Annotated in this window: 9 protein-coding genes; 5 read left to right on the plus strand and 4 right to left on the minus strand. The window is 74.3% G+C overall.

The annotated features are described in order from the left end of the window. Window positions 1-14: 14 nt before the first annotated feature. The 3 genes from QOL16_RS03055 (at window position 15) to QOL16_RS03065 (ending at window position 2658) form a co-directional block, all read left to right on the plus strand. On the plus strand, window positions 15-818 hold the full coding sequence (locus QOL16_RS03055; RefSeq protein ID WP_071285216.1) for a TetR/AcrR family transcriptional regulator C-terminal domain-containing protein: 804 nt from the start codon (window positions 15-17) through the stop codon (window positions 816-818). Further along, entirely contained in the window at window positions 815-1678 is an 864-nt protein-coding gene (locus QOL16_RS03060) for a DUF3592 domain-containing protein (RefSeq protein WP_071285214.1), read from the plus strand. Before QOL16_RS03055 ends, QOL16_RS03060 begins: the two co-directional genes overlap by 4 nt. Window positions 1679-1977: 299 nt before the next feature. After that, complete coding sequence (locus QOL16_RS03065; RefSeq protein WP_071285240.1) at window positions 1978-2658, plus strand: TrmH family RNA methyltransferase; 681 nt, start codon at window positions 1978-1980, stop codon at window positions 2656-2658. Between the two features lie 165 nt (window positions 2659-2823). Here the strand turns inward: QOL16_RS03065 and QOL16_RS03070 are convergent, their stop codons facing one another. After that, the gene (locus QOL16_RS03070; protein ID WP_071285212.1) at window positions 2824-3954 is read right to left on the minus strand and encodes a LacI family DNA-binding transcriptional regulator; all 1131 of its coding nucleotides are present in this window, start codon (window positions 3952-3954) and stop codon (window positions 2824-2826) included. A 292-nt stretch (window positions 3955-4246) separates the two neighbouring features. On the opposite strand from QOL16_RS03070, the gene QOL16_RS03075 reads away from it, so the two are divergent. Next, on the plus strand, window positions 4247-5149 hold the full coding sequence (locus QOL16_RS03075; protein WP_071285210.1) for a DUF559 domain-containing protein: 903 nt from the start codon (window positions 4247-4249) through the stop codon (window positions 5147-5149). Window positions 5150-5399: 250 nt separating this feature from the next. Here QOL16_RS03075 and QOL16_RS03080 read toward each other — a convergent pair whose 3' ends face one another. From QOL16_RS03080 to QOL16_RS03090, 3 genes are read right to left on the minus strand one after another with little or no spacing between them, the layout of a single operon-like run. After that, entirely contained in the window at window positions 5400-7469 is a 2070-nt protein-coding gene (locus QOL16_RS03080; protein WP_071285208.1) for a YhgE/Pip family protein, read from the minus strand. Further along, complete coding sequence (locus QOL16_RS03085; RefSeq protein WP_071285206.1) at window positions 7466-8293, minus strand: hypothetical protein; 828 nt, start codon at window positions 8291-8293, stop codon at window positions 7466-7468. Before QOL16_RS03085 ends, QOL16_RS03080 begins: the two co-directional genes overlap by 4 nt. Next, window positions 8290-9066, minus strand: coding sequence for a TetR/AcrR family transcriptional regulator (locus QOL16_RS03090; protein ID WP_071285238.1), 777 nt, complete (start codon window positions 9064-9066; stop codon window positions 8290-8292). Before QOL16_RS03090 ends, QOL16_RS03085 begins: the two co-directional genes overlap by 4 nt. A 159-nt stretch (window positions 9067-9225) precedes the next feature. Here QOL16_RS03090 and QOL16_RS03095 point away from each other — a divergent pair, with 159 nt between their 5' ends. Next, a complete protein-coding gene (locus tag QOL16_RS03095; protein WP_071285204.1) occupies window positions 9226-12912 on the plus strand; it encodes a S8 family serine peptidase in 3687 nt (1228 codons plus the stop codon). The last annotated feature ends 96 nt before the right edge of the window (window positions 12913-13008 follow it).

The following is a 13008-nucleotide window of genomic DNA, read 5'->3' on the forward strand; positions in this document are numbered from 1 at the left end:
TCAGGAGGACCCCCGTGCTCGTCGACCCAGGCTCCCCGAGCAGCGCACCCCGCCCCACCGGCGGACCGGACGCCCCGACGACGCCGTCGGACGAGCCCGCGCCGCCCGCCCGTCGCCGCGGCCGTCCGAACGTGCTGTCCCGCGAGCAGGTCGTCGACGCCGCGACCGAGATCGCGAACGAGGAGGGCCTCGACCGCCTGTCCTTCCGTGCCCTCGGCGCCAAGCTCGGCGTCGCCCCGATGACCGTGCACCGGACCATCGGCGGCCTCGACGACCTGCACGCCGAGCTCGTCCGCCGCACGGTCGACGAGTTCACCGCGACCTTCGTCTGGCCCGAGGACTGGCGGGCGGTGGTGCGCACCTTCGCCACGACCTTCCGCGACCTCATGCGGACGCACCCGCTCGTGCTCGAGTCGCACAGCCAGCGCGCCCCGCTCGCCTCGACCGAGTCCGACGCCGTCGTGGCGAAGGTCGTCGGTGCACTGCAGCAGGCCGGGCTCCCCGAGCGCGAGGCGATGTACGCGTTCTTCGTCGTGTACGACTTCGTCGTCGGGCACGCCGGCGTGCAGGTCGGCCGGGGCGACGCCGACGCCGGACGCCCGGAACGGCACCGACTCGTCGGGGAGATCCTCGGCGAGCACTCGTACGACGATCGGTTCGCCCTCGGGCTGGACGTGCTGCTGGCCGGCATCGAGGCGCGGGTCCGGACGCACGGCACGGGCACCCCCGGCACGGCGGGCGACGGGCCGGACGCCGTCAGCACTGCGGGAGGCAGCACCGCGGGCGACGGGCCGGACGGACCGGGCGCCCGCGCGTGAGCACCGTCGACCCCCAGCAGGTCCGCCGCGAGCGCGAGGCGGCCTGGCGGGGGACGAACCGTGCCCTCGTGATGACCGTCGTCGGCGCCGTGCTCGTCGCCGCTGCCGGAGCGGTCGCGGGCCTCGCGGTGTCCCGCTTCGTCCTGGTCTTCCGGATGATGCAGGTGAACAGCGTCTTCTCGGACAGCCCCGACCCGGAGTCGGTCTGGTGGGCCGCACCCGGGGCCGTCGTCGGCACCCTCGTCGCCGTGGCCGTGTACTCCCGCTGGAACCACCGGTGGTCCGGCCGGACGAGCGACTTCGCGGGCGTCGGACCGCTGCAGCCGTGGTTCCTCGGCGCGACGGCGATGCTCTGGTGGGAGACGTCGCGGTGGCCCGCGCCCGACCGCGTCGGGGTCGCCGTCGACCCCACGTTCGGGCACGACGAGGTCTGGGGCCTCGGCGAGTGGATCTGGTACGCGACGGTCTGGTGGGTGCCCGCCCTCGCGACGCTGGTCACGGTGCTGCTCCTCGTGGCCGGCGGCGTGACACGGCTCGGACGCGGCAACCGACGGGCACGCCTCACCGACGTGCTCGCGAACGGTCGCGGGGTCGTCGGCGAGGTCACCGCGGTCAGCGGCGGGACCAGCCCCGACGCGTCGCGCACCCTGCTGCGGTGGACGTTCTCGTTCGTCGACCTGCAGGGCGTGCGGCGCTGGGTGGAACGGACCGAGGGCTTCGCGCACGGCGAGGGACCCGTCGTCGGCATGCCCGTCACGGTGCTGTACGACCCGGCGCGGCCGGGCGACCGGAAGCGCATCTTCACGGCGACGACGCGGGACCCCGGCCCCGAGGACTTCCTCCGCCCCGGCACCTCCTGAGCCGCGGGCGGTCCTGGCGGACGCCCGACTGGCTGGGTCAGCTGGACCGGCAGGACCGGCAGGACGGGCCGGGACCGGCTGGACCGGCAGGACGGGTCGGGCCTGGCTGGACCGGCTGGACCGGCAGGACGGGTCGGGCCTGGCTGGACCGGCTGGACCGGCAGGACCGGCCTCCGCCCGCGGGACCGGCGGGTCCGCCGGGTCGCCGGACGGGAGGCGCGACCCACGCGCCCTACGCTGGTCACGTGACCGAGCGCCTCCCGTCCGACCCCGTGGTCCCGTCGACGGCACCGGCCCACGTGAGCCGACCCGACGCCGACCCGGCGGTCGCCGGCGCGGCCGCACCGCCGGTCCTCCCGCCGTCCCACGAGGCGACCACGAACGGCGTCGGACCGCACCCCGAGCCGTGGCCCGACGACCCGCGGCTCGACCCGGAGCTCCTCGCGGCCGGGGACACCCGCAACGTCGTCGACCGCTACCGGTACTGGTCGATGGAGGCCATCGTCGCGGACCTCGACACCCGCCGGCACGCGTTCGACGTGGCGATCGAGAACTGGCAGCACGACCTGAACATCGGGTCGATCGTGCGGAGCGCCAACGCGTTCCTCGCCGGGACCGTGCACATCATCGGACGGCGGCGGTGGAACAAGCGCGGCGCGATGGTCACCGACCGGTACCAGCACGTCCGGTACCACCCCGACGTCGCGGCGTTCACCGCGGCGATGCGCGCCGAGGGCCGGCCGATCGTGGCGATCGACAACACCCCGGGCGCCGAGCGCATCGAGACCGCCGCGATCCCGGAGCGGTGCGTGTTCCTGTTCGGCCAGGAGGGGCCCGGCCTGACCGACGAGGCCGTCGCCGGCGCGGACGCACACCTGGAGATCACGCAGTTCGGGTCGACGCGGAGCGTGAACGCCTCGGCGGCGGCGGCGATCGTCATGCACAGCTGGGTCGTCCAGCACGCGACGCTGCCGCGCTGACGGGCGGGGCTGCCGGTCCGGGAGTGCGGGCTGCGGTCGTGCGGCGCGGGCGGGTTCCGTGCCGGCGGTGCTGTGCTGCCCGGCTTCCGGCTTCCGGCTTCCGGCTTCCGGCTTCCGGCTTCCGGCTTCCGGCTTCCGGCTTCCGGCGGAGGGGCGCCGATCGGGTCAGCGGGCGGCGGTGGTGCGGCGCGCGACGAGCCGGGGTTCGACGAGGGTCTCGTGTGCCTCGGTGGTCGGGTCGGCGATGCGCGCGAGCAACCGCTCGCCCGCGCCCCGGCCGATCTCGACGCTACGGTCGTCGATGCTCGTCAGCCCGACGTAGGCCGTCGCCGCGAGCGGTGTGTCGTCGTAGCCCATGACCGACACGTCCTCGGGCACGCGGAGACCCCGCGCGGCCAGGGCCGACATCGCGCCGAGGGCCATCACGTCGTTCGCGGCGAACACCGCGGTGACGTCGGGGTGGGTGTCGAGGAGTTCGTCGAGGGCGCGGGCGCCGGCCTCCTCGGTGGGCTCCCCGCGCAGCACGACCGAGGCGACCGACGGGGCGCCGGCGGCGCGCGCGGTGTCCGCGGTGCGCTCGGTGCCGGCGACGGACGGGGCGGCAGCGGGCGCGGCGGTCGCGACCGACGGGGCGCCGGTGACCGAGGGGGTGGGTGCCGACCCCGGGGCGGCGGTGGGGTCCGTGGCGGCGGCGAGCCCTGCCTCCAGGCCGGTGAGCCGCTCCACCGAGGCGGCCGACGTCGCGCCGACGAACCCGATGCGCGTGTGCCCGAGTGCGAGCAGGTGCTCGGCGGCCATGCGGCCTCCCGCGCGGTCGTCGTTCGCGACGGTGTCGGCGCGGGGGAGGGCGGCGCGTCCGCCGGCGACCACGACCGGCATGCTCGCCGGGATCGCGAGGTCGGTGTCCGGCTCGCCCACGATGACGATGCCCTCGACGCGCATGGACAGGAAGCCCTCGACGGGGGAGGCGTCCAGGCCCGTGTTGAGGAACCGGTCGGCGACGACCAGGCGGTGGCCCTGGTCCTGGAGGGCCTCGCGCAGGCCGGTCAGGACGTCGACGAACCACGGGTTCCGGAAGTCGTCGAGGACGACCCCGACCGTGCGGCTGCGGGTGCCCGCGAGCGAGACGGCCGCGGTCGAGGGGCGGTAGTCGAGCTCCTGGATGGCCTGCAGCACGGCCTGCCGCCGCTGGTCGCTCACACGGGGCGAGCGTTGCAGCACGAGCGACACGAGCGACTTCGAGACGCCGGCGCGCGCGGCCACGTCGTAGATGGTGGCGGGCTTGCCGTCTCCCATGATCGCCTTCGACCTCCCGTGGTGTCCCTCGACCCTACCGGCCCGGCGCCTGGGTCCGGCCTGCGGGGTCCGGCCTCCCGGGTCCCGGCCCCGGACTCCCGGTCCCTGTTCCCCGGGGATGGAGCAGAAGATGTCGGGTCGATGCCCGGTACCCGACGTCTTCTGCTCCATCCGCCGCGGGTGGGGGCCGCGGTGGGTGGGTGCCTCCTCCACAGACGGGAGGCCCGTGGCGCGTGTCCACAGATGCGGCGGCCCGGCCCTGGGTCGCGCCCGGCACCCGGAGGCTCGGAGCATGCAGCCACGAGCACTCCCGCCCGCGCTCCGTACCCGTCCGTTCGACGTCGCCGCGGCCGACCGGGAAGGGGTGCACCGGGAACGACTGCGCCGTGGGGACCTGGACCGACCGAGCCGGTCCCTCCGGTGGCACCGCTCGCGGCCACCCACCGGGGTCGACCGCATCCGCGCCTTCCGCCCGGTCCTGCAGCCGGGGCAGTTCGTCAGTCACGTCTCCGCCGCCGTGCTGTGGGGGCTCCCGCTGCCGAGGGCGCACCCCGGCGACGACCCGGTGCACGTGACGAGCGTCCTGCCCGCCGCGCAGATGCGACGCCACGGCGTGCGCGGACACCGGACCGCCGCTGCCCACGCGGTCGTCCGGCAGCGGTGGGGGATGCCGGTGAGCAGTCCCGCGACGACGTGGGTCGAGTGCGGGGCGCTCCTCGGGCTCGACGACCTCGTGGCGCTCGGCGACGCCGTCGTGACGAGCCGGACGTGTGCGACCAGCGTCGAGGACCTGCGCGCGGCACTCGCCGCTCGCGGACCGTGCCGCGGCGCACCGACGCTCCGTCGCGCGCTCGAGCTCGTCCGGGTCGGAGCCGGTTCGCCGCAGGAGACGAACGCGCGACTCGGGATCGTGCGCGCCGGGCTGCCGGAGCCCGAGCTGCAGGTCGAGATCACCGACGCGACCGGCCGGTTCGTCGGGCGGGTGGACTTCGCGTACCGACGACAACGCATCGTGATCGAGTACGAGGGCGACCACCACCGGACCGACCAGCAGCAGTGGGAGCACGACCTCCGCCGACACCGGGCCTTCGCCGCCCTCGGCTGGTCCGTGCTGCGGTGGACGCGGCAGGACCTGACGACGAACCGGGGCGCGGCGCTCGCCGAGCTGGCCGCACTCCTCCGTGCACGCTCGTGACGCGCGCCGGTGCGCCCGCGCGCCCGCGCGCCCGCGCGCCCGCGCTCCCGTGCCCGCGGATGGAGCAGAAGACGTCGGGTCGGAAGCGGCCACCCGACCTTTCCTGCTCCATCGACGAGCGGCGGCCGCCCGCGCGCCCCGGCCCCCGTGCGCGGATGGAGCAGAAGACGTCGAGTTCGGGGGCCCGAACTCGACGTCTTCTGCTCCATCCGCGCGGGGGCGGGGCCGCCCCCCGCGCCCCCGCCCCGCGCTACCCGATCAGGCTCGGGCGCAGGTCGCGCAGCGTCCGGGAGCGGGTCTGCCGCGCGGTCACGACGAGCGACAGCAGCAGCGCCCCGAGCAGCCAGCACGCCAGCACGCCGGCGTCCGACCACGCGGCACCCGCCGACCCGCCGTACATCGTCTGCCGGATCGCGTCGACGGAGTACGTCATCGGCAGGGCGAAGTGCAGCGCGGCCAGGGGCCCGGGGAGCGTCTGCCACGGGAACGTCCCGCCGGCGGTGACGAGCTGCACGAGCATGAGCACCAGGCCGAGGAACTGCCCGACCGACCCGAGCAGCACGTTGAGCGCCATGATGATCGCCGCGAACGTCGCCGAGGCCAGCATCATGATCCCGATCGTCGCGCCGGTGTGCACCACGTCCAGGTCGAGCGCGAACCGCACGATCAGGAACAGCGCCGCCATCTGCACGACGCCGAGCAGTGCCGGGGTGAGCCAGCCGCCGAGCACGACCGACAGCGGCTTGCGCACCGCGGTGATCGCGCGCTTCGAGATCGGCTTGAGGATGAGGAACAGCGCGTACATGCCGATCCAGGCCGCGAGCGAGATGAAGAACGGCGCGAGGCCGGCACCGTAGTTCGACGCCGAGGCGATGTTGTCGTCGCCGACCTTGACCGGGTCGGAGATGACGGACGCCTGCTCGTTCCGCTGCGTGGCGGTGGACGCCGGGATCTTCGTGCGGCCCTCGTCGAGCTTCGACGCGAGCTCCTTCGAGCCGGACTCCAGGTCGGTCAGGCCGGAGGCGAGGGACTTCGCGCCCTGGTCGGCCGACGTGGCACCGGTGGCGAGCGAGGACGCGCCGGACGACAGCGTGGGTGCGGCCGCGGCGAGCTTCGAGGTGCCCGCGGCGACCTGCGACGAACCGGACGCCAGCTTCGACGCACCGTCGGCGGCCGAGGCGATGCCGTTCGACAGGGTCGGCGCGGCCGTGGCCAGCTGGGACGCACCGGCGGAGACCTGCTGCGAGCCGTCCCGGAGCCGGTCGAGCCCCTGCAGCGCGGTCTTCGCGTCGGCGAGCTGCTGCTGCGTCGTCGCATCCGCGAGCTGGGCCTGCACGGTCGCGGCGACCACGGCCTGCTGCTCCGGCGTGAGGGTGACCCCGCGGTCGGCGGCGGCCTTCGTGATCGCCGCCGTGACGGTCTCGGGCGACGCGGTCTGCAGCGCCTGGAGCGCCGGGTCGGTCTGCTGCGTCAGGGTCGTCAGACCGTCCGACACCTGCTTCGCCCCGTCGGCGAGCTGCTGGGTCTGTGCCGGCAGCGCGGCGGTCTGTCGCTGTGCGTCGGCGAGTCCGGACGCCAGGGTCGACGCCCCGGACGCCACCTGCTGCGCGCCCGAGTCCAGCTGCTTCGTCTGGGACGGCAGCGCGGCGGTCCCGTCGGCGAGCTGGGTGGCCCCGGCGGCGAGCTTGCCGGTGCCGTCGGCGAGCTGCCCGGCGCCGTCCGCGGCCGTGGTGGCCCCGGAGGCGAGCTGTCCGGCCCCGTCGACGGCGTCGCCGAGGCTGTCGCGTACGTCGGCGAGCCCCACGAGCAGGGTCTTCGCCGCCTGCTTGCCGACGCGCTCGGCGACGGCGGTGCGCATGGTCTTGCCGGCCTGCTCCGCGATGGTCGAGGCGAGGTAGGAGTTCGTGTCCGCCGTGGTCATCACGAGCTCGGCACGTCGGGGGTCGTCGCCCTGCGCCGACACCAGGGACTCGGAGAAGTCGTGCGGGATGGTGACGACGAAGTCGTAGGTGCCGTTCCGCACGCCGGAGCGAGCATCGGCCGCGGAGGTCTCGGTCCACTTGAACTTCGCGCCGTCGATCGCCTCCTTCGCGACGTCCTTGCCGTAGTCGACGTGGTCGCCGTCGAGGGTCGCGCCGGCGTCCTGGTCGACGATCGCGGCCGGGATCTGGTCGAGCTGCGCGTAGGGGTCGCGGTTCGCCCACAGGTAGGCGCCGCCGTACAGCAGCGGCACCACCATGAGGGCGATGAACGCGAGGCGGGCGAGCGGCGTCGCGGTGAGGCGCGCCAGTTCGGCGCGGACGAGCGAGGGGATGGTCACGCGTGTGCCTCCGTCGGGACGGTTGCGGGGTCTTCGGGGTCGGTGTCGGACGGGAGGCGCGGCTCGCCTCGTCCGTCCGGGGTCGCGTCGGCGGGACCCTCGGTCGGGGCGGTGGCGCCCCGCGCAGGTACGGGAGCGGGACCGGCTGCGCCGGTCTCGTGTGCGCCCGACTCATCCGGGCCGGTCGCGTCACCTGGGGACGCGTCGTGGTCGGTCGCGTCGACGGTGTCGAGCAGCGCCGCGACCGCGTCGGCCGCGGCCTTCGAGGTGACGAGGACGACGGTCACGCCACGGCGTGCGACCTCGCGCACCACCGCGAACCACTCCGCCACGGCGCCCCCGTGCCGCTCGGGCGCCGTGAGCACGATGCCCTCGACCCCGTCCCGCAGCAGCGCGAGCTCCACGAGCAGCCGGACCCGCACCTCGGTCGGGACCCGCTGCACGTGCGTGTCGGCGAGGTGCCGCATCCCGAGCTCGTCGAGCACCGTGTCGACGTGCGCTCGGGAGGGGCGCTGCCCGGCGAACGCGAGCTCCTCGCGCACGATCCGGCGCAGGCTCATCACCGGGAAGGGCTCGGCGACGCCGGGGGTGTCGACGAGGGCGAAGGTGCGGCGCAGGGCAGCGGGGTCCTCGCGGCCGTCGAGCAGCACACGCCCGGTGTCGGGACGCATCCGGCCGCCGGCGACGAGGGACGCGAGCACGGGTGCCTGCTCCGTCTCGACGGCGACGACCCCGGGGCGTCCGGGTGCGGCGACGGCGGAGACGACGGGCAGCGGGGCGCCGGGCTCCTCGCCGATGCCGACGTGGTCGAGTTCGAGGGTCATGCGTGGTCCTCCGGGGCCGTGGTGCCGGCCGGGACGGGTGTGGTGGTGGTCGGGGACGTCGACGCGGTGGGGGACACCGCTGGGGTGGGCTGCGCGGACGCGGTGGGGGACACCGCGCTGGCGGGCTGCGCGGACGCGGTGGGGGACACCGGCGCCGGGGGTTCGGAGAGCAGCGCGGTGCGCCAGTCGATGCCCGCGGTCCCGAGTGCCGACAGGACGACCGTGCGGCGGCCGGCCTCGACGCTCGTACCGGACCGCGTGGCCTCGTCGAGCACGACGATGCAGGCACCCTCGACCAGGCGGGCGAGGGTGTCCGCGTCGACGTCGTCGCGCATCGACCCGTCGGCGATCCCGAGCGCGCACGCGGCACGCACCTGGGCGCGGAGCGGGGCGAACACCTGCGCGACCGACTCGGCGAAGGGGCTGCGGACGGCCACCCGGGCCATCGAGCGCACGTGCGACACCTCGGACCACAGGGTCACCGCGATCGCGGCGAGCCGGGCGGCGGGGGGCAGGTCGGCGAGCACGGCGGGGGACGGCACGGCGGCGGCGATCCGGGCGGCGCCGGCGGTCACGACCTCGCGCACGAGGTCGTCCCGCGAGGGGAAGTGTCCGTAGACCGCACGGCGGGACAGTCCCGCGGCGGCGGCGATCGTCTCGAGCGAGGCGTCCGGGTCCTGCTGCAGCGTGGTCTTCGCCGCCTCGAGCAGGGCGGCCCGGTTCTCGGTCGCGTCCCGCCGTGTGGCGCGCGCGGGCTGGTCGGCGGAGGTCATGGAGCCCATCGTAATAACGTGCACACGTGTGTGCAAGTTCGCAGGAGCTGTACCCCCGAACAAGGGTCAGTCCCCCGAAGTGCCGACTGCGGCCCCTGTGAACGAACGCATAACTTCACAGGAATTCCCACCACGGACGGAGCCCGAGGAGTGCGCCCTGTGAACCGTGCAACACCCGAACGCCCACCCACCACCCCCATCGACCCGTCCGCCCGGACGACCCCCGACCCGCAGCACGGCCGGTCGCCGCGCAGCCGCGTGACCCGCGTCCTGACCGCCGGCATCGCCGCCGTGGCCCTGACGTGCGGTGGACTCGCCGTCGGCGGTGCCGCGAACGCCGCCCCGACGGGCCTGTCGTCGGCCGACCTCAAGCTCGCCCAGCCCCTGCGCGACGCGAAGCCCTCGAAGACGATCGCCGCGTTCGTGCGGACGACCGGCGAGGGGGCGCTCGCCGTCGACGCGAAGGCCAAGGGCGGCGACCTGACGAAGTCGACGTCGCGCTCCGCCCAGGCTGAGCAGCGCGTCAAGGCGATCGCCTCGACCGTCGACGCCGTGAGCGCCGCCGTCAAGCAGGCCGACGCGAAGGCGACCGAGCTGTACTCGACCGAGTACACCGTCCCGGGTGTCGCCGTCGTCGCCGACGTCGACGCGCTCCGCAGCATCGCCGAGCGGTCCGACGTCGAGAGCGTCATCCCGCTCACCCCGAAGAAGATCGTCGACCCGACCCCGGGTGACGCCTCGCGGGCACCGAGCGGCGTCGACCCCGACCTGCTCACCCCCGGCGCGGACGGCGTCGCCCCGAAGAACGCGGCGAGCGACGTCTACACCCGGGCGCTCGACGCCTGGCAGCAGACCGGTCGGACCGGCAAGGGTGTCAACGTCGCCGTGCTCGACACCGGCCTCGACTACACGCAGGCGGACTTCGGCGGACCGGGCACCACCGCCGCGTACCAGCAGGCCCTCGCGAGCACGAACGCGCCGGACAAGAGCTGGTACGACGGCTCGAAGTTCCTCGGCGGCTACGACTTCGCCGGTCCCACGTACAACGCGGACACCAAGAGCGCCGCGTACGACCCGACCCCGAAGCCCGACGCCAACCCGATCGACGGCAAGGGCGGCGACCACGGCACCCACGTCGCCGGCACCGCCGCGGGCTTCGGCCTCACCGCGGACAAGAAGACCTTCCGCGGCGACTACGCGAAGCTCACCACGCAGCAGGTCCAGGACATGTGGATCGGTCCGGGCACCGCGCCCCAGGCCGGCCTGTACGCCCTCAAGGTGTTCGGTGACGGCGGCGGTTCGACCGACCTCACCGGCGCCGCGCTCGACTGGGTCGGCAAGGCCCTGACCGAGGGCAAGGACATCAACGTCCTCAACCTGTCGCTCGGTTCCGACTACGGCGCACCGGACGACCCCGACAACGCCAAGATCGACGCGCTCACCGCCCGCGGTGTCCTGCCCGTCATCGCCTCGGGCAACGCCGACGACTTCACCGACATCGGTGGTTCGCCGGGCAACGCCGAGGGCGCGCTGACCGTCGCCGCGAGCGCCACCGGGCAGTCCCTGTTCGACGGCGTGAAGGCGACCGCCCCCGCGGACGTCGCGAAGACCTACCGGTCGCAGTACTCGCAGAACTACCAGGGCACCCTGCCGGTCGAGGGCGACGTCGTCGTGCCGACCACCAACGTCGACGGCTGCCAGGCGTTCAGCGCCGACGAGGCTGCCGAGGTGAAGGGCAAGGTCGTCTGGCTGAAGTGGACCGACGGCGCACTCGAGTGCGGCTCGGGCGTCCGCTTCACCAACGTGCAGGCAGCGGGCGGCATCGGCGTCCTGCTCGCCGGCACCGTGACGAGCTTCGACTCGGGCGTCGCGGGCAACGCGACCATCCCGGGGGCCGAGCTCACGTCGGACAGTGTGGCGAGCCTCCAGGCCGCTGCCCGGGCCGGGACCCTGCACGTGCAGTTCGCACAGGAGCTCAAGGGCTTCCAGCTGGCGACCGAGCAGGCGAACGTGAACACGCTCGCGTCGTTCACCAGCCGTGGTGTGCACGGCTCGTTCGACGACATCGTCAAGCCCGACGTCGCCGGCCCCGGGGTCAACGTGATCTCGGCGGCCAACGGCACCGGTGACGGCCGCATGTCGATGAGCGGCACCTCGATGGCGACCCCGCACGTGGCCGGCATCGTCGCGCTGACGTTCCAGTCGCACCCGTCGTGGACGGCCCCGCAGGTCAAGGCCGCCGTGATGAACACCGCGACGCACGACGTGGAGCAGGGCGACCGCACGGCCACGCTGCTCCGCCAGGGCACCGGCCGCGTCGACGCGCTGCAGGCGGTCACCGCCGGCACCACGGTCCGCAGCGTCGAGAACGACCAGCTCGTCACCGCCTCGTACGGTGTCGTGGAGGTCAGCGGTGCCGCGACCGAGTCCCGCACGCTGCAGATCCAGAACACCGACGGCCGGGCGCACACCTACGACGTGGCCTACCAGCCGCAGGTCGACCAGCCGGGCGTCGCGTTCACGCTGAGCACCAAGCGGGTCACGGCTCCGGCCCACGGCACCGCGACGGTCAAGCTGACGTTCACGATCGCCGACCCGTCGAAGCTGCGTCGCGTCATCGACCCCACCCAGGAGTCGGTGCAGTCCGGGTACCAGCGTGAGTTCGTCGCGGCGGCCTCGGGCGTCGTGGCCTTCACGCCGACCGACACGTCGCTCAACCCGCTCCGCCTCGGTGCGTACGTGGCGCCGAAGCCGGTCAGCGCGGTGCACGGCAAGGACATCGCGTTCTCGGGCACCCAGACGCAGGCCGACCTCGCGCTCGCCGGGCGTGCGGTCGACCAGGGCGACGCCGTGACCGGGTACCACTCGGTCGTCGCGCCGTTCGTGCTCGGCGGGACGGACGGCCAGGAGTCGTTCCCGGCCGGTGCGGCGAAGCAGTCGCTCCAGGCGGCGGACATCCGCTCGTACGGTGCGAACTACGACAAGGCGTCCGACACGCTCGCGTTCGGCGTGCAGACCGCCGGCGCCGACGCGAACCCCGGTGCCGTCACGAACGTCGAGGTCATGATCGACACGAACCGCGACGGCAAGCCGGACTACCTGGTGTACGACGCGAAGTCGGCGACGGTCGACGCCACGTTCGCCACCACGGTGGACCTGGCGACGGGCGAGACCGTCGACTCGCAGCCGCTGAACGGCGGGACCGCGGGGCAGGACGTCAACACGTTCGACAGCGCCGTGAAGGTCCTGACGGTCTCGGCGTCGACGATCGGCGCGACCGGTCCGTTCGACTACTCGGTGCTCACCGAGTCGGCGTACGCCCCGGCCCTCGCCACGAGCGGCTCCAACGTCGTCGACGAGACCGCCCAGGCGACGTACGACCCGACGAAGCCGGCGCTGACCTTCGCGCAGGGCACCACCACCGGTGTGCTCTTCGCGGACCAGGGCTCGCTGCAGGTCACGCGTCCGGCCGACGTCACGAACGCGCGCATCCTGCTGCTCCACCTCGGCAACGCGGTGGGCGACCAGGCGGACACCCTCGCGGCGGCGCAGACCGCGCCGACGCTGGCGCTCCGCCCGGGCAGCGCGGTCACGATCTCGGGCACCCCGAAGGTCGGCAAGACCCTCAAGGCGCAGCACGGGTCGTGGGACGGCAAGAAGGTGACGTACTCGTACCAGTGGCTCCGTGACGGTGTCGCGGTGCCGGGTGCGACCGGGCAGCAGTACTCGCTCGGCACCACGGACGCGGGGCACCGCTTCCAGGTGACGGTCACCGCGAAGGCGTCCGGCTACCAGGACGGCACGGCGACCTCCGCCGAGACCGCGGCGGTGGCTCCGCGCCGCTAGCCGACAGCAGGACGCCCCGTCACGGAACGGTGGCGGGGCGTCCTGCTGTCCGGTTCCTCCCCGCGCCCGGGCGCCCAGTGCGGCAAGGGGACATGT

This window comes from Curtobacterium sp. MCBA15_004, from assembly GCF_001865055.2.
Taxonomy (GTDB): domain Bacteria; phylum Actinomycetota; class Actinomycetes; order Actinomycetales; family Microbacteriaceae; genus Curtobacterium.